We start from the raw sequence: 18,472 nt of genomic DNA, 5'->3' as shown, positions 1-18,472 counted from the left end.
ATCAACGGGAGCCGAGGGAGGGAGAATCCGATCCGTCCGAGTCGGCGTCGGCGTCGAGTTCGGGAAGTTCCAGTTCCGCGAGCGAGACGTTGCAACCGGATGCGAGTTGTTCGCGGATCAGCCCGGCGCGTCGTCGCAGGTGCCAGATGAGCAGGATCCCGATCGCGGCGATCGTGACGAGCGTGACCGCCAGCAGGCCGCCGACGGCCCTGGCGATCCGGGGACGCTCCTCGGGCCGCTCGGCGAGGATGCGTCCCAACCGGGTCTTCGTCGGCTCGGCTTCAGGACGGTCCGGAGGGCCTGGGCCGAGGGGGGGAGGTTGAACCATGGGAACCGATCGCTCAGCGGGGTTGGTCGGGGTCGGGAGGCTGGGGGGGGGCGACGAGGTCTTCTAGCTGCTCGGCGAGGTCCTTCAGGTGGTGATGAAGGTGCGACATCCGGTCGCGGAGCCGGAGGATGACCTCCACGCCCGCCAGATTGATTCCGAGGTCGCGCTGGTAGCTTGTGATCGACCAGATTCGCCGCACCTGGGAAGGCTCGTACCCCTGGGCCTCGCCTTCGCCGACGGACTGGACCAGGCCCATCCGCTCGTACCGGATGAGTACGTTCGGCGAGATTGCAAGTTGCCGGGCGACGACGTCGCGCGCGATGATCCGTTGGTTCATGGCCGGCTGGTGTCCGTTGCCGCGAGAGCCGCGAGAGACCGTCGCCGAAGGCGACCTACCTCACCACAACCCGGCGCGCGGGGTCTGCTTGACGAGGTCGGCGAACTCCTGGATCAGGCGCTTGCCGGCCTCGTCGACGTTTTTGGGGACGACGACTTTGAGCACGACGAACAGGTCCCCCTCGGGCTTCCCTCCCGAGGCTGGAACCCCCTGCCCTTTCAACCTTAACTTCTGGCCGCTCGAACTGCCCGGCGGGATGGTCATCGACTTCAACCCGTCGAGCGAGGGGACCTCGATCCTCGCGCCCAGGACGGCCTCGCCGATGGACACGGGGACTTCGACCTGGAGGTTGCGGCCGTCGCGTTTGAAGTACGGGTGTGGCTCGACGGCGATCTCGATGGTCATGTCGCCGGCCGGGGTCCCCTTGGGTCCGGGTTCGCCCTGCCCTTTGAGCCGCAGCTTGGCGCCGGTGTCGACGCCGGGCGGAATCTTGACGACGAGGCTCTCACGCTTGCCGTCGCCGCGTTGGACGTCGATCGACGTCTCGCCGCCGCGGACTGCGGTGAGGAACGGGATCGCCAGGCGGGCCTCGACGCCTCGACCGCCGCGCGGCTTGGCGGCGGCCCGACCGCCTCGCATCCGGCCCAGCAGATCCTCGAAGATCCCCGCGCCTCCCTCGGCGTCACCGCCGCCATGTCCACCCTGGCCGAATGAGCCGAAGAATTCGCTGAAGTCGACCGCCTCGCCCCCCGGCTCGCCGAACCGGGCCGTCCACTCCGAGGCGCTGGTCCTCGGCCCCGCGGCGGCCATGCCCTCGAAGCCGGCGGCGCCGTAGCGGTCGTACATCGACCGCTTCTCCTGGTCGGCGAGGACGTCGTACGCCTGCTGAACTTCCTTGAACTGCTTCTCGGCCGCCTTGTCGCCGGGATTGACGTCGGGGTGATGCTTCCGCGCCAGTGAGCGGTACGCCTTCTTGATCGCCTCGGGCGTTGCGTCGCGCGCGACCCCAAGGACCTCGTAATAATCACGCTCAGGCATAACGCTGTCCGACCTCGTGATCCCTTGCTCCAAGCCCCGGCGCGTCGGCCCCAGGCCGACGACGAAGATCGTCGCGCGAGAATTGCACTTTCGCTTCGATTCTAGCTCATAACCGCCCGCCTGTTCAAGCGGCCCGGATCAGCCGGACGACGAGTCGGGGCCGTCTGCGTCGGTGGTATAGATAGAGTGAAACAGGTCGCTCAGCTTGCCGGCGCGGGGGCAACTGGTGCCAGTCAGGTCGCCGCGAGCCCGGAGAATCACTGGCACGGGCCGGGCTTCGTCCCATTCGGGCCTGCCCACGGTGACTCAACTCTCTTGTGAGGTGGCGTATGGCGATACTCGAAAAACATGTCAGCCCCGATGGCCGATTGCGGTTTCTCGTGAGCGTCGATCCCGATGGCGACTTGTCCTTGGGGTTCGACGGTTTTCCTTGGCATACGCACGCCGACATTCTGGCCTCGCTGTCGGGGCTTCCACAGCCCGAGGCGGTCCGCCGGTTCGTCGACGACCTCCTCAACGATAGGTCGCTCGTCGCCCTCTGGGGCGTCCCCGGTGAGGTCCGGGACGTGTGGGTGACGGAGGAGCCGGCCCGCGATGCGGTCTATCCGATCGAGGGAGAGACGATCGAGCTGCGATACTGGAGCAGCCGGCCGTGGATCGTTTCTTGACCTCTTCATGATCTGCTCGCCGCGTGCCAGCAGAATCACTGGCACGGGACCGGCGGCTGGTGCGAGTATGGCATCGGGGGCTGGCGTCTGTCGGGCTGTCTGGTTCCACGCCCTCTTCGTCTTGCCGCTCCCGCTTATCGTTTAACAGCCGAACCACCGGATGTAACTGCGCCTTGGCTTTCTGGAAGGTGGTTTTCAGACGATGTGGCGATATGTTCGGTTCCGCCATCCGCTGCTGACGGTATTGGCCTCGATTCTCGCTCTTGGCCTAACGATCGTCTGGCATCTGAATTCTCGGACGTCGGCATCGGCGGATTTGCCCGACGCCGCCGAGGTCGAGGTCATGGAAGTCTCGCTCCGAGTCCACGAGTTCGGCCTGGCCGATGTCACGAATTGCCGGATCGATGAGAAGCACTTCGCGACCGTCCTGGATTGTCTCAAGCCTTCGGAGTCCTCCGCCTTTGCTCGGGAGATGACGGTCTTCCCCAACATGGGCGAGATTCGCATCCGAATGAAAAATGGGCGGATCAGGCGTGTCGACTTCGTGGACGCGGGGAAGAACCCGCTTTGCTTCATGGTCGATGGCGCCGCGTTCCTCCGAGGCGGGCATGACTACCCGAACTATCGCGAAGACCACCTCCGGCTCTATAAACTGCCGAGTGAGGCGATCGACGAGGCGCTCAGCTTCGCGTACAAGCTGCACGAAATCTGTACCGGACGTGATCCGATGAGAGAGCCGCCCACACCGTAGCTGCGGCAGACGCGGCCACAGGTCACGTTTGCCCGTCTTCCGTAGCTCTGTGGCCTGCATCCGGGCCCTTTGGGCTTGGCTACGGCGTCGTCTGGAACATGAAGACGGGCCCGGAACCCTGCTTATTGCGGCTCGAGCGAGTATTCCATGTCGTAGAACGGGTCGGTCGTGTCTTTGGACATCTTCCGCCAGGGGAGTGTCCAGACCTCATTCCCCTTCCAGAACGCCTTGACCTCGAACGAGGTCATCGGGGCCAGGCCGTAATGCCATTTGAGGGTGCCGGCCGGGTCGGGGCGAGACTCGATCATGAGGACCACCTCGGGATCAGTGCCGATCGCGAAGGCGAACAGGGCGCCGTCCTCGACCCCCGAACCGGCCTTGCCATAGCGGAGCCAGGGTTTCGGCAAGAGCCGGAGCTGGCTCCATCCCGCGTTCAGGAAGTCGTCCGTGGCCGTGAACTCCTCGGCCAGGGCGCGGAGTTGCCGGAGCCGGGCCGAGGGGGTCGCCGCCGGGGCGGGGGCGTCTGGCACGAGATGGAATTCGACGCCGGGCTTGGGCCGCCACTTCTCTCGGCCCCTGACCTCGGCCACGATCGGGCTGGTCGACAGCGACGTCCAGTCGTGGTTCCAGAATCCCGTGGGGGCTCGGTACATCTGGATCGTGGCCTCGGGGCGACCGGTTTCGGCGTCGGTCCAGAGGAAGATCGCGCTGTCCTTGACTCCCGACACCGGGTTGTCGAGCCGGAAGACCGGCTCGGCCCGGAGTCGGAACGCCGGCGATTCGCCGGTCGTCCGGTGGATGTGGTAAGGCGCCACCGAGCCCTTCATGTAGGCCAGCCGCACGGCCGGATCGTCCGGGAACGGCGGCGCCGGCAGCACCTGGCCAGGCAGGGAAAGCATCAAGGTCAAAGCGAATGTGGTCGCCATCCCGGGGTACTCCTCGATAGAAACCGCTCGACCACGCGAGCGGGCCGGCCAGCCTTCGATATCTGGGGGCCAGGCTACTACTTTCGCGAGTGTACCCGAGTCTTGGGACGGATGGGAGCGGTCGGGATCAGTCGCGGCGCTTGAGCCAGCGACGGGTTTTCTTCTTGGCGAGCTTGGGCCAGAGGTCGAAGAAGGCGGACCGCGAGTCGTCGGCAGTCTTGCGGAGCCGGGCCAGGAGGATTTTTGCGGCTTCCTGGAATTCGGGGTCGTCGAGATGCCGGGGGAGGAGGTTTTCGACCTCGGTGATCGCGACGGTCATGTCCTGGTGCTCGCCGAGGACGTCCTGGACGGCGGTCGTCAGGCGGATGAAGCGTTTGGCTTTGTTCGACACGCGACGGCCCAGGGTCGGGGCGATCAGCTCGGCCGTGTAGCGGGTGCGCTTGGCCCGCTTGCGGACCTCGTGGAAGGCGGAATCGGGGCTGTCGGAATCGAGGTCCTCGGCATCCTTCTTGAACCGCTTCCAGGACTTTTGGACCAGCGGCGGGAGGACCGACCGGCACGGCTTGTCGGCGTCGTCGCGGAGCGGCGGGTGTTCGGCGGATTGCTGGAGCGACTCGAACAGGCGGCGGCAACGGTCGCTCTGGAGGGCCTCTCGCATCGCCTGCGACGCCGCTTCGTGACGCGCGTCGAGCGCGTCGAACAACGGACGAAGCGGGATTGATTCATCGCAACATTTGCTGTTGTCAGGTGTTGCGTCGTCGCCCCGGGCGGCGGTCTCGAAGTGGGCGCGGAGGATGTCGAGGTCGCGGAGGTTGCCGAGGGCCCCGCCGAGCCATTGGAGTTCGCGTTCGAGGGCCGCGCGCCAGCTTGGCTCGACCAGGTCGCTGAAGGCTCGCAGCTCGCTTCGCAGGCGGCGGGCCGAGGTGCGGAGCCGGTGGACCCCTTCGGCCTCGCCGTTTTGGGCCGCGGGATCGGCCGCTCGCAGGCGAGCAACGGCCGTGCGGAGGGCCGAGGCGATCGCCGCCGCCGCCGGGTCGCCGGGCTTCACCCGCCGGGGGCCGTCCGTTCCGGGATCGCTGGGAGAGGCTTGCTGGTTGTTCAACGTCATAAAAAGAGCGGACGCGACGGGTTGGAGCGTGGTGGATGAATCAATCTCCCGTCACCGTACGCTTTTCGGCCGTCCGGCTCAAGAGCGAGGGGGGGCCTCAGCGGAGAGGATGGAGACCCGCCAGCCCGCGCTGGGCGTTGAGCCAGATGAGCGCCCGGGGCTCGGCGGCGAGCAGCTTGACGAGCTGGGTCGACGAGCAGCCGAGGGCGTCGGCGGCCGATTTGACTTCGAGCTTGTGGGCGATCAGGACGTCGAGGGCCTCGGCCAGAAGCGCCGGGAAGTCGTCGTGCTCGGGGCTGACGACGACCTTGCCCCCGCGCAGCCGCGACCCCCACAAGGGGCTAGGCGCGTAGGATTCGGGCTCGATCGGCGAGCGGATTTCGAGGGCCAATTTGAGGCGAAGCCGGAACAGGGCTTCGCGGCGGTTTTCGATCTGGCTCCGGCGCTCGGAGGCTTCGGCGACGAGGCCGGTCGGGCGGTGGGTGAGGACCACGGCGGTCTCGACCTTATTGCGGTTCTGGCCGCCAGGCCCCGATCGTCGGGTTGTTTTCAGGTCGCACTCGGCGGCGATCTGGTCGAGGGGCAGACGCGCGGGGTGGGGACGGCCGAGTTGGGAGGTCATGGGGCGTTGAGATGGTCGAAGAGCGTGGACAGGTCGTTCACGGAGGCGACGCCCGTGGTGCCGAGCTGGTGAACGACGATCGACGACGCGATCACGGCCAGCTCGACGGCCTCGCGGATCGACGCGCCGGCGGCGAGCGCGGCGGCCAGGTTGGCGGTGACCGAATCGCCCGCGCCCACGACGTCGATCGGCCCGCGGACCGGCAATGCCGGTGCGTGCTCGGCCGGCTCGCCGGGAGTCGCCGCGACGATGCCCCGCTCGGCCAGGGTGATGAAGACCGGCCGGCCGTTGCGGTCGGCCAGGTCGACGGCCGCCCGCTTGATGTCCTCGATCGCCGAGACTTCGTCGCGACCGAGGAGGGCTGAAAGCTCGGCGGCGTTCATCTTGAAGTCGACGCTTGGCCACGCGCCCAGGCCGCGCCGGGAATCGGCGAGGATCGGCAGCTTGGGGTTCGCCTCGGCGACCGCTCGGAGCGCTTCGAGGAAACCACGCGTGACCACGCCGGTCTCGGCCGCGTCGACCTGTTCAAGGACGATCACGGCGTCGACGCGGGGGGCGACCGTCCGGAGGCTCTCGGCCAGGCGGGATTCGATCGCGGCGGGCGTCGGGGTCCAGTTCTTCGAGTCCAGCCGATTCAGCTCGACGGGGGTCCTGCCGGGCTCGACGACCAGGGGCTTGCAGTAGGTGAAAGTGCGGCGGAGGGGGGTGGTCAGGAAGTGCTCGGTCGAGACCCCTGGCGACGCTTCGAGCCCACGCTGAAGCTCGTAGCCCTCGCCGTCGTCGCCCCGGAAGCCGACGACCTCGATTGTGCCGATCCCGAGCGCGACGAGGTTGTTCAGGACCGTCCCCGCCCCTCCGGGCTGGGCGCGGACGCGGACGACGTTGTGGACCGGCAGGCCGGTTTCGATCGACGTCTCGGACCGGGCGGGGTCGATTTCGAGGTATCGATCCAGGCAGAAGTCGCCGACGACCGCGATTCGGAGCCCCGGATACTGCGAGGTGACGGCCTGGAACCGCGCGGGAGTCATGAGGAGGCGACCTGCTGGTAAAGGTTGTGGATGAACGCGGCGTTGTCGTACTGGAGGTACTGCATCTCGCCCCCCATGCGGGCGTAGCTCTTGCAGAACCGGAGGTAGTAGGCCGGGTTGGTCTTCGGCGGTTCGCCCTGCGACCAGTCCCAGCCGCCGCCGTCCTGAAGGTCGACCACGTAGAACGAGTGGTCCGACACGATCGGGCGGCCGTCCTGGAGTCGGAGGTTGTTGACGCAGCTCAGGCTTTTCTCGAACACCTGCGGGCCCATGATCGCCGAGCCGACCGACAGGACGACGCCGTGATCGAGAGTCTCGACCGAGCCGCCGAACAGACTGAAATCGATCCCCGCCGCCCGGCCGATCGCCGCGCCGTTGAAGATCGGATGGTTGGCGATGATGTCGTAGCCGACGCCCGGGTGGACGGTCATCGGGATTCTATGCTGAAACGCTTGCGCGAGGATCGAGGCGTGCTTCCAGCGGTGCTGGACGGCGATCCGGCCGGACGGCAGGCCGTGGGCGCGGATCGCCAGCAGGGCGTCGGCCCGCGCGGGGGTCAGCGGGTGCGAGGGTTCGGCGCGGATGGCGGCTTCGAGGTCGTCGGCCGAGGGGAGGTCGACGCCGTCCTCGGCGATGAACCGTCCGAGGCCGACGCCGTAGCCGTCACCCCGAAGCGCGGCGGCGAGGATCGCCAGGTGGATGTTCCGCCCGGTCTCGTCCCACGAGCCGAACGAGCCGGTGGGGACGTTCGCCCGCACGCTCTCGGTCGACCGGCCCAGCCAGGCGTATTCCCAGTCGTGGATCGTCCCCGCGCCGTTGGTGGCGAGGTGGGTGATCCATTCGTTCTTCATCATCCGTCCCAGGATCGCCGCCGTGCCGTTCCGCAGCAGGTGAGCGCCGTAGATCAGTATCACGCCGGCCCCCTGCTCGCGGGCTCGCTTGATCCGCCGGGCGCACTCGGCGATGCGGTCGGCGACGGCCGGCGCGCATGGCGCGGGGGGGGCGTCGGGGTCGAGGAGGATGTCGTCGGCCCTGGTCAGGCTCTGGCGCTCTTCGAGCGGGAAGACCTTCAGCCGGGTGAGGTCGAGGGGCTTGGTGTTCATGAGCCGAGGATCAGCTCCAGGAGGGCGACGCCGTCGCGGAAGTCGGGAATGACGACGTCGGCGCCGACGCTGGAGAGCCGTTCGAGCTTCCAGGGGTCCATCCGGCCCGAGCCGTTGTTTGCCTCGTCGCTGGCGACCGCCACGGCCAGGCCGCCGACTTCCTTGGTGTTCTGGATCTCGACGTACCCGTCGCCGAACGACAGGAGCTGTTCGCCCTGGATGTCGTTCTCGCGGATGATCCGGTCGATGACCATCTTCTTGGAGAACGTCTTGAAGTCGTCCTGGGCGCCGTAGATGTGCGGGCCGAAGTAATGGGTGAGTCCCAGCAACTCGGCCTCGCGCTTCACGAACGGCTCGTCGGTGCCGCTGGCCAGGTACATCGGCAGGCCGCGGCGGACGAGATCGTCGAGCAGCAAGCGAGCCTCGTGCACGAGGTGGGCCTCGGGCTTGACGGTGCCGTTGCGCAGGCCCTCGGTCCGGTCGTTGATCCGGAGGTCGAGACGGCGGAGGTATTCGTGCTTGTACCAGAGCGGCTCGCGCGGCTCGCCGCCGCGCTCGCGAATCCGGTCGGCGAGCTGGATCATCTGGTAGATGGTCTGCTTGCCGTTGAGCCGCATGATGTCCTCGAACGCCAACCGGCGGCGGTCGTCGTCGGTCTCGCCGTCGACTGCCGGCAGCATCTCGGTGAACATCGGCACCATCACTTCGGGCCAGCCCTGGCGGATCAGCGACAGGGTGCCGTCGAAATCGAACAGAACGTGGCTGATGGTGGGACGAGGCTGAAACGACGGACTGAGGATCACGTCGGAGGTGAACGGTGAGGGCTTCATGCCGGCTTCTTCTCCATGAAGGCGTAGCAGATCAGGTGGTAGATCGTCATCTGAACGTCCTCGACCCGGCCGTAATGCGTGTCGTCGACGACGATCGTCTGCTCGGCCAGTTCCGCCAGCCTGCCGCGCTTGGCGCCGACCAGGGCGACGGTGCGGAGGTCCTTCGCGCGGGCCCACTCGACGGCCTTGACGAGGTTGGGCGAGTTGCCGCTGACGCTGCTGGCGATCAGCAGGTCGCCGGGGCGGGCGTAGTTTTCGAGCGGGCGGACGAAGACGTCGTCGTAGCTGTAGTCGTTGCCGATGGCCGTCAGCCAGGCGACGTTGTCGGCCAGGGTGATGATCCGGAACCTGCGGCCGGCGACGTCGCTCGCCCCCTTGCCCAGGTCGGTGGCGAAGTGCGACCCGCTGGCCGCGTTGCCGCCGTTGCCGATCACGAAGATCTGCCGGTCCTCGTTCCACGCCTGGCGGACCGTCTCGATGAGCCGCTCGACGGCGTCGAGCGGAACGGAATCGAGGGCCTTATGCTGGGCCTCGATGTATTGGGATAACCAAGTTCGCATGAGAGTAAGCTCGGCTGGATGTCGGTTGGGGGAGTCGCGGCGGGGTCGACGTCGAACCTCCATCGATCATAGTCCGAGGGCGCGTCGGGAGGCGATGGGTGTCTTACGGAAACAGGCGCGAAGCGATGCACCTGGCCGCCGATCCGACCCGGGACTTGCCGGGTTTTCCACGGGCCGGTACTTTGGATCACGTCGATCGCGTCCCGCCGAGCTGGTTTCCCCGGGTTTCGAGTGTTCGTCGCAAAGTCTTCCTCATGAACCGAGTTCGATGGCGAAAGCGGTTGATCCTCGCGGTCAAGGTCGTGGTGGCGGCGGCCGTGGTGTGGGGAGTGGGCCGGCACGTCTTGCGGACGTGGAGCGACCTGAAGCGGCATGAGCTGGTGCTTCAGGTCTCGCCCGCTTACCTGGCGGTTTCGGGGCTGCTCTACCTGGTCGGGCTCACGCTCTGCGCGCTGTTTTACGACGACGTTTTGAAGGCGAGTTCGACGCCGATCCCGCGTTTGGCGGCGGTCCGCGCGTACCTGATCAGCCACCTGGGCAAGTACGTGCCGGGCAAGGCGATGGTGGTGGTGATGCGGGCGGGGATGTCGGCGCAGCACGGCGCCCGAGGGGCGACGGCGGCGATCGCGACCTTCTACGAGACGCTCGTGATGATGGCGTCGGGCGGCCTGATCGCGGCGGCGGGCTTCGCGATGGGGGGGCCGTCGCCGCTGGCGACGGTCAACCTGCCGGTGCTGGGGGCGACCTCGATTCCGGTCTTCCAGCTCGCCAGCCTGGGGAGCCTGGGGTTGGGCCTGGGGTTTCTGGTGGTGGTCTGGCCGTCGGTCTTCCGGCGGATCGCGCTCGTGGCGAGCCTGCCGATCCCCGGCGCGGGGCCGGACGCCCTGCCCCGCTTCACGAAGCGCTTGATGGCGCTGGGATTGGCCCGCGCGAGCCTTTCATGGCTGGCGCTGGGGCTGAGCCAGCTCGCGGTGGTCCGGGGGTTGACCCCGTGGGGGTACCGCGAGCTGCTCGCCACGTATCCGCTGGTGGTCGCGAGCGTGGCGCTGGCGACGGTCGCGGGGTTCGTAATCGCGGTGTTTCCCGGCGGCCTGGGCGTGCGGGAAGGCGTCTTGATGTATGCTTTGGGGCCGGCGCTGGGCGTCGACCTCGCGGTGGTCGCGGCCCTGGTGTTGCGGCTCGTCTGGGTGGCCGCCGAGTTCGTGGCGGCCCTGGCGGTCGGGCCGCTGGCCTCGCGCGGCGACATTCCGCCGAACCCTCTTCCGCAGCCTTCCACATCGGGATCGTCATGATCAGCGTCGTCATTCCCGTTTACAACGAAGAAGGCAGCCTCGTGGCGCTCCACCGCGAGCTTTCGGCGGTGTTCTCGGCAGGAGCGCTGGGGCCGGTCGAGTTCCTGTTCGTCGACGATGGCAGCCGCGACGGCTCGTGGGAGGTCATAACCAGCCTCGCGAGCCGCGATCCCCGGGTCGCGGCCATCCGGCTCCGCCGCAACTTCGGCAAGGCGTCGGCCCTGACGGCCGGCTTCCAGGCCGCGCGCGGCGAGCGGGTCTTCACGCTCGACGCCGACCTTCAGGACGACCCGGCCGAGATCCCGAGATTCCTCGAACGGCTCGATGAGGGGCTCGACGTCGTCAGCGGTTGGAAGAAGACGCGGCACGACCCCTGGCACAAGGTCTATCCGAGCCGGGTCTTCAACCAGATGGTCAGCCGCCTGACGGGCTGCGTCTTGCACGACCACAACTGTGGGTTCAAGGTGTACCGGTCCGAGGTGCTCGCCGAGGTCGGCATCTACGGCGAGCTGCACCGGTTCGTGCCCGCCCTGGCCCACGCCCGAGGCTTTCGGGTCGGCGAGATGGAAGTCAACCACCGGCCGAGGCGGCACGGCCACTCCAAATACGGCGTCGCCCGCTTCTTCAAGGGGTTCCTCGACCTCCTGACCGTCACCTTCCTGACCCGGTTCCGCCATCGCCCGCTGCACATATTCGGCGGCACGGGCTTGGTTTTGCTCGGTCTGGGGCTGCTCGGCATGACCTACCTCGCGGGCGTCTGGCTCGCCGGAAGCTGGCTGCCCGAGTACCGGCCGATCGGCAACCGGCCGATGCTCTTGTATTCGATCGCCCTCCTGGTGGTGGGCGTGCAGCTTTTCAGCCTGGGCGTCCTCGCCGAACTTCTGACCGCGTCCTCGATCCGCTCGGCCGACATGTACAGCATCGCCGAGACCATCGATCCGGACGCCCCCACCCCCGAGACCTGACCCGCCATGAGCAACGCCGATCTTGACCTCGTCGTCGAACCGCGAGGACCCCGCCCCGAGCCCCGGCGCATCGCCGGTTCGATCCTGATCGTCGCGGCCGTGGGCCTGGCCCTCGGCATCCTGCTGCGGCAGCCGACCATGATGGGCGCCAACGACATCTCGCGCTGGTGCACCGTCTGGAGCCTGGTCGAACGCGGGACCTACGTCATCGACGACTGCCCCTGGCAGTCCGAGACCCAGGACAAGATCCAGAAGGCGATCGGCGCCGACGGGCAAGGCGAGAAGCACTACTTTTCGAGCAAGCCCGCCCTGCTGTCGACCGTCATCGCCGCCATGGTCTACCCGGCGCGGGTGATCGCCGGCGTGCCGCTCGAAAAGGTCGTGCTCCAGGAGCGCGAGCCACGATGGGGGCAGGTCCCCGACGAGACCAAGCCCGGCAAGGTCAAGGGGGTGTTGACGACCCCCGATCAACCGGTCAAGTGGCCGGTCTTCATCTTCTATTTCAAGCCGGTGCTGATCGCCCTGAACATCCTGCCGTTCTGGGGGTTCCTCGTCCTGTTCGGCCGGCTGCTCGACCGCTACGCCAAGACCGACTGGGCCTGGTTCTTCAGCCTGACCGCCGCGGCCTTCGGGACCTACCTGCTGCCGTTCACGCAGACGCTCAACAACCACACGCTGGCCGCCTTCAGCGCGTTCTTCGCCCTCTACCAGTTCCTCCGGATCTGGGACGAGCACGAGGTTTCGGCCTGGCGGTTCGCGACGGTCGGTTTCCTGGCGGGCTTCGCGGCGACCAACGAGCTGCCGGCGGCGGCGTTCGTGGCGTTGCTCGGCGGGCTCCTCGTGTTTCGGTTCCCCGCGAAGACCCTCGCCTGGTTCCTCCCCTTCGCCGCCATCCCGATCCTCGCCCTGATGACCTCGCAGTACGCGGCCTTCGGCAAGTTCGCGCTGGCCTACGAGGAATTCGGCACCGAGGCGTATCTGTTCGAGGGAAGCCTCTGGAAGACGCCGCTGGAACTCGACGCGCTCAACGTCCCCTGGCTCGATCCCGAGGAAGCGGCCCGGCGCGGTATCGTCGGCGAGTCGTACGGGCTGTACCTGTTCCACATGACGTTCGGGCATCACGGATTCTGGTCTCTCACGCCGATCTTCCTGTTCGCGGCGGCCGGGTTGGTCGGTCTCCTGCGAGGTTCGGGCAAGGGGGCCGCGGCGCTCGCCGTGGGGCTGGTGGTCGCGGGGCTGGGCGTATGGGGCGTCGATCTGTTTCGGCCCGATCTCTTGTCGTCGGGGGGGGCGCTGCATCCGTACCTCTGGGTCGGCTGGGTGATCGCCGGTCTGACCGCGCTCCTCGGATTGGTGATCTGGCTGAACTCGATCCGCGACGGCGGGAAGCCGATGGCGGCCGTCGCCTGGATGACGCTGGCTCTCACCTTGATCCTGTTCGCCTTCTATACCTGGAACCCGAAAGCCCGCAACTATGGGGGAGCGACCCAGGGCCTGCGGTGGCTGTTCTGGCTGATTCCGTTCTGGCTGCTGATGCTCCCCTCGGCCCTCGACGCGATCGCCGATCGGCCTTGGCTGAGGAAGCTGGCGATGCTGGCCTTGTTCGTGTCGGTCCTTTCGGTCGGCTATTCGACGCGCGGCCCCTGGAGCAATCCGTGGATTCAGGACATGATCGAGCATATGGGCCTGTATTCGCTTCGTAGGTGATCGCCCGGAACCGCGCGAGTCGGGTTCGAGGGCGTTGGGAGGCTCTCCGATGAGCAAGCCGTTCGCCGATCGTTACGAGGCCGGCCGGGTGCTGGCCGAGAAGCTTTCGAATTATGCGGGGCGGTCCGACGTGGTCGTGCTGGGGCTCCCTCGGGGGGGCGTGCCGGTCGCCTTCGAGATCGCGCGGGCGCTCGACGCGCCCCTCGACGTGTTCCTGGTTCGCAAGCTCGGGGTGCCCGGCCACCAAGAGCTGGCGATGGGGGCGATCGCCTCGGGGGGGGCCGTGGTCCTCAACGACGAGGCGATCGAGGCTCTCGGGATCACCCTCGAGGAGATCGACGAGGCGATCGAGCGGGAGCGCCGGGAGCTGGAACGCCGCGAGCGGATTTACCGCCGCGACCGCGCGGCCGTCGACGTGGCCGGCAAGATCGTGATCGTGGCGGACGACGGCCTGGCGACCGGCTCGACGATGCGGGCGGCGGTCGCGGCCTTGAGAACCCAGAAGCCGGCCGCGATCGTGGTCGCCGCGCCGACGGCCGCGCTGGAGACCTGCGAGGCGATGGGTGCGGTCGCCGACGAATGCGTCTGCGCGATCACCCCCACCCCGTTCCGCGCCGTCGGGCTCTGGTACGAGAACTTCGAGCAGACGACCGACGACGAGGCTTGCGCCCTGCTGAAGCGAGCGGCGGAGGCGGCGGAAGGGCCCGCCTGAGGCGGGCGCGGGTCACACGTTCAGGCCGGTTGAAGCCGTCGTCGTCACGCGGCGGTCGGATTCAGCGAGCGTCGCGGGGACGACCATCGTGATCCTCGTGCCGCGTCCCGGCTGGCTCTCGATTTCGAGATCGCCCTCGTGGGCCACGGCGATGGATTGGCAGATCGCCAGGCCCAGCCCCGTGGCGCTTGAGTGTCGCGGCCGCGCGCTGTCGACGCGGTAGAACCGGTCGAAGATGTTCGGAAAGTGCTCCGAGGCGATGCCGATTCCGGTGTCCTCGACGTACAGCCGGGCCTGGCCATGGCGGAAGTCCAGCCCGACGCGGATGCGACCTTCGGCGGGCGTGTACTTGACGGAGTTGTCGATCAGGTTGAACAGCAGGCGGCGGAGTCGGTCGTGGTCGCCGTGCACGATGCAAGGGGCCAGAGGCTCAACCAGGTCGAGCTCCAGTTGATCGGCGTTTGCGACGATCCGCATGTGCTCGGTCACGCCGCGGGCCAGGTCGTCGAGACGGAGATCGGCGAACGACGGTTTGTCCGCGGCGTCCTCGCGACAGAGGAACAGCAGGTTCTCGGTCATCCGGGTCAGGTGGTCGATCTCCTCCAGCATGTTCTCAAGCGTGTGTCGATAGAACTGGGGCTCGCGGCCTTGCCGCAGCGTCACCTCGGCCTCGTTGCGGAGGGCGGCCAGCGGCGTTCGCAGCTCGTGCGCGGCATCGGCGGTGAACCGCTGAATCTCGCCGAACGATCGTTCGAGGCGGGCGATCATGCCGTTGAGCGTCCGCGTCAGACGCCCCAGCTCGTCGTCGGGGTTCAAGGAGTCGAGCCGCAGGTCGAGCCGGGTCGCGGTGATCTTGTCGGCCTCGGCGGCCAGGCGGTCGACCGGCGCGAGCGCTTTGCGAGCTAGAAGGTAGCCGCAGCCCAGGGCGCACACCAGGAGCGCCGGGCCGGTGAAGAGGAGGATCTCGCGCAGTTCCCCGAGATGCTTGTCGTTCTGGGTGGAGCCGTGTGCAATCTGGACCAGAAGCGATGCGTACGGCGTCGCAATCTCCTTGCTGAGCATCCGATGGCGGCCCTCCAGCGGGAGATCGACGTCCTCAAAGACGCCCTCCTTCAGATTGCCAGGCGCGATCGACTTCGGCAGGCCGATATCGACGATCCGTTCACTCCGCAGCCACGTGTTGTCGCCGTTCTCGGTGACCTGCATCTCGTAGACCGGGTGTTGGTCGAACTGCCATGTCAGGTGGTCCCTCAGCATCCTCTCGTTGTCGGCTCGGCTGATCTGTCCCTCCATGACGACCATCTGGTGGTCGAGGGCCTGGTCGGTCCTCGATTCCAGTAGGCGGTCCATCAAGAGGTAGACCGAGACGCTGAACACCGCGAGGACGGTGGCCAGCACGGCGCCGTACCACAGCGTCAACCGCAATCGGATGCTGAGTCGGCTCATACGACGTCCTTCAAGACGTAGCCCACCCCGCGCACCGTGTGGATCAGCGTCGGCCGGTCGGGCCGCTCGACCTTCTTGCGCAACAGGGTGATGTAGACGTCGATCGTATTGGTCAGCGTGCCGCTCGTCTCCTTCCAGACCTCGCGGGCGATCATCTCGCGGGTGACCGGCGTGTTCTTGTTGCGGAGCAGGAATTCAAGCAGCTCGAACTCGCGACGGGTCAGGTCGATCTCGACCCCCCCACGCACCACCGACCGCGCGACGAGATTCAGTTCGAGGTCGTCGGCCGAAAAGCAAAGCTCTCGGCTCAGCGTGTCTCGCCTAAGCAACGCCCGCACCCGGGCCAGCAGCTCGGTGAAGGCGAACGGCTTGACCAGGTAGTCGTCGGCCCCCGAATCGAGCCCCTCGACCCGCGCGTCGATCCCGTCGCGCGCGGTCAGGATCAAGACCGGCTTGGAGAACCCGTCGTCCCGCAACCCCCGAAGCACGTCCAGGCCGTCGCGTTCCGGCAACATCAGGTCCAGGATCACGGCGTCGACGGGGATCGTGCTCGCTTGCTCGAACGCATCGCGACCGTCCGACGCGGTTAACACATCGTAGCCTTCTTCACGAAGTCCGCGCTCCAGGCTCTGAAGCAGCTTCGGCTGGTCTTCCACTACTAGCAGGCGCGGCATGTCGTGCCCCCGACGATTTTCTGTGCTCTCGCTCATACTTCGGCCTTCCGCAACTTTGCAGCCTATCTCACTAGGAGATAATGGTCATCGTTATTGCGTGATTAATTTTACTTCATATTAAGGTGGCGGCATGAAGTTGCCCATAGGTTTGCAAAGACTTTGAGTCCGCCTCGGGCTCGACTACACTGGATGCGGTCGACGACGCTCGTTCGTCGCAACGTCCCGAGATCGATCGACGAATCGATCGATCCATCCCGCGAGAGGAAGCCACGTGCGACTCGAAGAGATGAGCTGGCCGACGGTGTCGTCGGTCTCCCGGGACGCGGCCGTCGTGGTCCCGATCGCCGCCGTCGAGCAGCATGGCGCGCATCTGCCGGTCTTCACCGACAGCATGCTGCTGGGCGAGGTCGTGCGCCGGTCGGCGGAAGTTCTGGGCGACGAGGTCGTCTGGGCGCCCTTGCTCTGGCTGGGCAATTCGCACCATCACATGGATTTTCCCGGGACGCTTTCCGCCGCCCCGAGGACTTACCTCGACGTTTTGGGCGACCTGATCGAGAACATGCTGACGCATGGATTCCGTCGGATCGTCCTCTTAAACGGCCACGGCGGCAATATCGTCCCCGCGAGCCAGGCCGTCTTCGAGGCGCGCCAGCGCCATCGCCAGCGGACCGACCTCCTCCTGCTCTCGGCGACCTACTGGCTGCTCGGCTCCCAGCCGACGGACCTCGGACCAGGGTTCGTTCAGAACAGCATGGGCCATGCGTGCGAGTGGGAGACCTCGATGATCCTCAAGCTCGCGCCGCGCCTGGTCGGCGAGATCGACGCGATCGAGCCCGTGTCGATGGGCGACCCCTTCGAGCCGGCCTCGCGCGGCTGGATCACCAAGGATCGAAGCGCCCCGGGCCACATCGGCGACCCGCGCCAGGCCAGCGCCGAGAAGGGTGAAATCCTCTTCAGCCGATTTTCCGAAGACGTCGCGGCCTTTTTGAAGCGGGTGGCCTCCTGGGACGGCCGGTCGTGGGGATCTGAAAAATGAGCCTGGACCCTTCGCTCGTCGAGCCGGCCTCGACCCGACCACCGACCTCTCTGCGCACCTGGGCCGTCTGCGGCCTCATGCTGCTGGCGACCATGCTTAATTACATGGACCGCCAGGCGCTCTCCCAGCAGGCGACCGACGTCCGGAGCGAGTTGAAGCTCACCAACGAGGACTACGGAAACCTTGAGACCGGCTTTGGGATCGCGTTCGCCGTCGGCGGCGTGGCGACCGGGTTCCTGGTCGACCAATTCAGCCTCCGCTGGATGTATCCGGCGGTCCTGCTATTGTGGTCGGCCGTCGGATTCGCCACCGGCTGGGTGACCAGTTATCGCGAGTTGATGATCTGCCGCGTCTTGCTCGGGTTCGCCGAGGCCGGCCAGTGGCCCTGCGCGCTGGCGGCGTCGCAACGGCTGCTGTCGCGGAGCAACCGGGCGCTGGGCAACAGCATCCTCCAGAGCGGCGCGTCGCTGGGGGCGATCATCACCCCCTTGGTCATCCTCGGGCTGAATCAACCGGGGGTGATCGGCAACTGGCGGCTGCCGTTCCGCGTGATCGGCGCCCTGGGCGTGGTTTGGGTCGCCGCCTGGCTGATCTTGATCCGGCCCCGCGATCTCGAACTGAAGGATCAGGGCGCCGCGCCGACGAGCCAGGACGACCGCGAGGCCGCCGACGTCGACCGCGCCACCCGGGTGCGACGGTTCGCCGCGCTCATCGTGGTGGTGATCGCCATCAACATCTGCTGGCAGTATTTCCGCGCCTGGATGCCGATGATGCTCAAAAAAGAGCACGGCTATGGCGAGACGACGATCCAGTGGTTCTCGTCCGCCTATTACATCGCCGCGGGCGTCGGCTGCCTGGTCGTGGGGGGCCTCGCCAAGTTCCTTACGTCGCGGGGATGGTCGGTGCATGGGGCGCGAATGGCGATGTTCGTCGGCTGCGTGGCCCTGACCGCGCTGGGATGCGTGGCGGCCTACTTGCCGGCGTCGCCACTGCTGCTGATCCTCCTGCTGGCGGTCGGGTTCGGCTCGCTCGGCCAATTCCCCACCTATTACGCCTTCACCCAGGAGATCTCGACCCGAGGGATGGGGAAGGTGACAGGCGCGTTCAGCTTCGTGGCCTGGATCTCCGTCGCCGCCGTGCAGGGGCCCATCGGTCGATGGATCGACCAGACGGGTTCCTACGCGGCCGTGACCCTGATCGCCGGCCTGGCCCCGATCGCCGCGGCGCTCGCGCTCTTGATCCTCTGGAGGCCGGCGAAACCCGTCCGCTCGACTTCGGCCGCGAGCGCGGCCGCAACACCGGACCTGGAGGCGACTCCGTCGTGACGCGGAGTCGCCTCGT

21 protein-coding genes are annotated in these 18,472 nt (G+C 67.1%); 8 read left to right on the top strand and 13 right to left on the bottom strand.

All coding sequences use genetic code 11. The features are described from left to right. Position 1: 1 nt before the first annotated feature. The 4 genes from BSF38_RS26665 to BSF38_RS32420 form a co-directional block, all read right to left on the bottom strand. Positions 2-328, bottom strand: coding sequence for a hypothetical protein (locus BSF38_RS26665; protein WP_145952340.1), 327 nt, complete (start codon positions 326-328; stop codon positions 2-4). A gap of 13 nt (positions 329-341) precedes the next feature. After that, positions 342-665: a chaperone modulator CbpM gene (locus tag BSF38_RS26660; protein WP_076350080.1), complete on the bottom strand. Its 324-nt coding sequence runs from the start codon at positions 663-665 to the stop codon at positions 342-344. Positions 666-725: 60 nt separating this feature from the next. After that, entirely contained in the window at positions 726-1,703 is a 978-nt protein-coding gene (locus tag BSF38_RS26655) for a DnaJ C-terminal domain-containing protein (RefSeq protein ID WP_076350079.1), read from the bottom strand. Between the two features lie 138 nt (positions 1,704-1,841). Next, positions 1,842-1,970 carry a hypothetical protein gene (locus BSF38_RS32420; protein WP_257787837.1) on the bottom strand — a complete coding sequence of 43 codons (129 nt, stop codon included), beginning with the start codon at positions 1,968-1,970 and terminating at the stop codon, positions 1,842-1,844. Positions 1,971-2,032: 62 nt separating this feature from the next. Here BSF38_RS32420 and BSF38_RS26650 point away from each other — a divergent pair, with 62 nt between their 5' ends. Together BSF38_RS26650 and BSF38_RS26645 are read left to right on the top strand one after the other, a co-directional pair. Next, positions 2,033-2,371, top strand: coding sequence for a hypothetical protein (locus tag BSF38_RS26650; protein WP_076350078.1), 339 nt, complete (start codon positions 2,033-2,035; stop codon positions 2,369-2,371). Positions 2,372-2,573: 202 nt separating this feature from the next. Further along, positions 2,574-3,122 carry a hypothetical protein gene (locus BSF38_RS26645; RefSeq protein WP_076350077.1) on the top strand — a complete coding sequence of 183 codons (549 nt, stop codon included), beginning with the start codon at positions 2,574-2,576 and terminating at the stop codon, positions 3,120-3,122. A 122-nt stretch (positions 3,123-3,244) separates the two neighbouring features. Here BSF38_RS26645 and BSF38_RS26640 read toward each other — a convergent pair whose 3' ends face one another. From BSF38_RS26640 to BSF38_RS26610, 7 genes are all read right to left on the bottom strand, one after another. Continuing rightward, positions 3,245-4,048, bottom strand: coding sequence for a hypothetical protein (locus BSF38_RS26640; RefSeq protein WP_076350076.1), 804 nt, complete (start codon positions 4,046-4,048; stop codon positions 3,245-3,247). Positions 4,049-4,175: 127 nt separating this feature from the next. Beyond that, positions 4,176-5,156 (bottom strand): CHAD domain-containing protein, encoded by a 981-nt coding sequence (locus BSF38_RS26635; RefSeq protein ID WP_076350075.1) that lies wholly within the window; start codon positions 5,154-5,156, stop codon positions 4,176-4,178. A gap of 97 nt (positions 5,157-5,253) precedes the next feature. Then, positions 5,254-5,778, bottom strand: coding sequence for a peptide chain release factor family protein (locus BSF38_RS26630; RefSeq protein WP_076350074.1), 525 nt, complete (start codon positions 5,776-5,778; stop codon positions 5,254-5,256). Next, positions 5,775-6,806: a bifunctional heptose 7-phosphate kinase/heptose 1-phosphate adenyltransferase gene (locus BSF38_RS26625; protein ID WP_076350073.1), complete on the bottom strand. Its 1,032-nt coding sequence runs from the start codon at positions 6,804-6,806 to the stop codon at positions 5,775-5,777. Before BSF38_RS26625 ends, BSF38_RS26630 begins: the two co-directional genes overlap by 4 nt. After that, on the bottom strand, positions 6,803-7,909 hold the full coding sequence (locus BSF38_RS26620) for a GSU2086 family protein (RefSeq protein WP_076350072.1): 1,107 nt from the start codon (positions 7,907-7,909) through the stop codon (positions 6,803-6,805). The genes BSF38_RS26625 and BSF38_RS26620 overlap by 4 nt, the downstream gene beginning before the upstream one ends. Continuing rightward, positions 7,906-8,739: an HAD family hydrolase gene (locus tag BSF38_RS26615; protein WP_076350071.1), complete on the bottom strand. Its 834-nt coding sequence runs from the start codon at positions 8,737-8,739 to the stop codon at positions 7,906-7,908. The genes BSF38_RS26620 and BSF38_RS26615 overlap by 4 nt, the downstream gene beginning before the upstream one ends. Continuing rightward, a complete protein-coding gene (locus tag BSF38_RS26610) occupies positions 8,736-9,299 on the bottom strand; it encodes a D-sedoheptulose-7-phosphate isomerase (protein WP_076350070.1) in 564 nt (187 codons plus the stop codon). Before BSF38_RS26610 ends, BSF38_RS26615 begins: the two co-directional genes overlap by 4 nt. A 254-nt stretch (positions 9,300-9,553) precedes the next feature. Between BSF38_RS26610 and BSF38_RS26605 the strand changes: the two genes are divergently transcribed. The 4 genes from BSF38_RS26605 to BSF38_RS26590 are packed head-to-tail and all read left to right on the top strand — an operon-like array spanning position 9,554 to position 13,975. Continuing rightward, on the top strand, positions 9,554-10,591 hold the full coding sequence (locus BSF38_RS26605; RefSeq protein WP_168189469.1) for a lysylphosphatidylglycerol synthase transmembrane domain-containing protein: 1,038 nt from the start codon (positions 9,554-9,556) through the stop codon (positions 10,589-10,591). Then, positions 10,588-11,556 carry a glycosyltransferase family 2 protein gene (locus tag BSF38_RS26600; RefSeq protein WP_076350068.1) on the top strand — a complete coding sequence of 323 codons (969 nt, stop codon included), beginning with the start codon at positions 10,588-10,590 and terminating at the stop codon, positions 11,554-11,556. Before BSF38_RS26605 ends, BSF38_RS26600 begins: the two co-directional genes overlap by 4 nt. Before the next feature lie 6 nt (positions 11,557-11,562). After that, entirely contained in the window at positions 11,563-13,263 is a 1,701-nt protein-coding gene (locus BSF38_RS26595) for a hypothetical protein (protein WP_076350067.1), read from the top strand. Positions 13,264-13,312: 49 nt separating this feature from the next. Beyond that, the gene (locus tag BSF38_RS26590; RefSeq protein WP_076350066.1) at positions 13,313-13,975 is read left to right on the top strand and encodes a phosphoribosyltransferase; all 663 of its coding nucleotides are present in this window, start codon (positions 13,313-13,315) and stop codon (positions 13,973-13,975) included. Positions 13,976-13,987: 12 nt separating this feature from the next. Here BSF38_RS26590 and BSF38_RS26585 read toward each other — a convergent pair whose 3' ends face one another. After that, a complete protein-coding gene (locus BSF38_RS26585; RefSeq protein WP_076350065.1) occupies positions 13,988-15,421 on the bottom strand; it encodes a HAMP domain-containing histidine kinase in 1,434 nt (477 codons plus the stop codon). Further along, a complete protein-coding gene (locus BSF38_RS26580) occupies positions 15,418-16,131 on the bottom strand; it encodes a response regulator transcription factor (RefSeq protein WP_237170624.1) in 714 nt (237 codons plus the stop codon). Before BSF38_RS26580 ends, BSF38_RS26585 begins: the two co-directional genes overlap by 4 nt. A gap of 235 nt (positions 16,132-16,366) precedes the next feature. On the opposite strand from BSF38_RS26580, the gene BSF38_RS26575 reads away from it, so the two are divergent. Both BSF38_RS26575 and BSF38_RS26570 read left to right on the top strand, forming a co-directional pair. Then, positions 16,367-17,131 (top strand): creatininase family protein, encoded by a 765-nt coding sequence (locus BSF38_RS26575; RefSeq protein ID WP_076350063.1) that lies wholly within the window; start codon positions 16,367-16,369, stop codon positions 17,129-17,131. Beyond that, entirely contained in the window at positions 17,128-18,456 is a 1,329-nt protein-coding gene (locus BSF38_RS26570) for an MFS transporter (RefSeq protein ID WP_076350062.1), read from the top strand. Before BSF38_RS26575 ends, BSF38_RS26570 begins: the two co-directional genes overlap by 4 nt. Positions 18,457-18,472: the final 16 nt, after the last annotated feature.

Source organism: Paludisphaera borealis (genome assembly GCF_001956985.1).
Taxonomy (GTDB): Bacteria; Planctomycetota; Planctomycetia; order Isosphaerales; family Isosphaeraceae; genus Paludisphaera; species Paludisphaera borealis.
The sequence above is the reverse complement of the archived record's forward strand: the minus strand, read 5'-3'. Positions and strand labels throughout refer to the sequence as shown.

Excerpts from the sequence above, each read along its gene's own strand:
- BSF38_RS26665 (WP_145952340.1), bottom strand. The coding sequence starts at position 328 with ATGGTTCAACCTCCCCCCCTCGGCCCAGGCCCTCCGGACCGTCCTGAA.
- BSF38_RS26660 (WP_076350080.1), bottom strand. The coding sequence starts at position 665 with ATGAACCAACGGATCATCGCGCGCGACGTCGTCGCCCGGCAACTTGCA.
- BSF38_RS26655 (WP_076350079.1), bottom strand. The coding sequence starts at position 1,703 with ATGCCTGAGCGTGATTATTACGAGGTCCTTGGGGTCGCGCGCGACGCA.
- BSF38_RS26650 (WP_076350078.1), top strand. The coding sequence starts at position 2,033 with ATGGCGATACTCGAAAAACATGTCAGCCCCGATGGCCGATTGCGGTTT.
- BSF38_RS26645 (WP_076350077.1), top strand. The coding sequence starts at position 2,574 with ATGTGGCGATATGTTCGGTTCCGCCATCCGCTGCTGACGGTATTGGCC.
- BSF38_RS26640 (WP_076350076.1), bottom strand. The coding sequence starts at position 4,048 with ATGGCGACCACATTCGCTTTGACCTTGATGCTTTCCCTGCCTGGCCAG.
- BSF38_RS26635 (WP_076350075.1), bottom strand. The coding sequence starts at position 5,156 with ATGACGTTGAACAACCAGCAAGCCTCTCCCAGCGATCCCGGAACGGAC.
- BSF38_RS26630 (WP_076350074.1), bottom strand. The coding sequence starts at position 5,778 with ATGACCTCCCAACTCGGCCGTCCCCACCCCGCGCGTCTGCCCCTCGAC.
- BSF38_RS26625 (WP_076350073.1), bottom strand. The coding sequence starts at position 6,806 with ATGACTCCCGCGCGGTTCCAGGCCGTCACCTCGCAGTATCCGGGGCTC.
- BSF38_RS26620 (WP_076350072.1), bottom strand. The coding sequence starts at position 7,909 with ATGAACACCAAGCCCCTCGACCTCACCCGGCTGAAGGTCTTCCCGCTC.
- BSF38_RS26615 (WP_076350071.1), bottom strand. The coding sequence starts at position 8,739 with ATGAAGCCCTCACCGTTCACCTCCGACGTGATCCTCAGTCCGTCGTTT.
- BSF38_RS26610 (WP_076350070.1), bottom strand. The coding sequence starts at position 9,299 with ATGCGAACTTGGTTATCCCAATACATCGAGGCCCAGCATAAGGCCCTC.
- BSF38_RS26605 (WP_168189469.1), top strand. The coding sequence starts at position 9,554 with ATGAACCGAGTTCGATGGCGAAAGCGGTTGATCCTCGCGGTCAAGGTC.
- BSF38_RS26600 (WP_076350068.1), top strand. The coding sequence starts at position 10,588 with ATGATCAGCGTCGTCATTCCCGTTTACAACGAAGAAGGCAGCCTCGTG.
- BSF38_RS26595 (WP_076350067.1), top strand. The coding sequence starts at position 11,563 with ATGAGCAACGCCGATCTTGACCTCGTCGTCGAACCGCGAGGACCCCGC.
- BSF38_RS26590 (WP_076350066.1), top strand. The coding sequence starts at position 13,313 with ATGAGCAAGCCGTTCGCCGATCGTTACGAGGCCGGCCGGGTGCTGGCC.
- BSF38_RS26585 (WP_076350065.1), bottom strand. The coding sequence starts at position 15,421 with ATGAGCCGACTCAGCATCCGATTGCGGTTGACGCTGTGGTACGGCGCC.
- BSF38_RS26580 (WP_237170624.1), bottom strand. The coding sequence starts at position 16,131 with ATGAGCGAGAGCACAGAAAATCGTCGGGGGCACGACATGCCGCGCCTG.
- BSF38_RS26570 (WP_076350062.1), top strand. The coding sequence starts at position 17,128 with ATGAGCCTGGACCCTTCGCTCGTCGAGCCGGCCTCGACCCGACCACCG.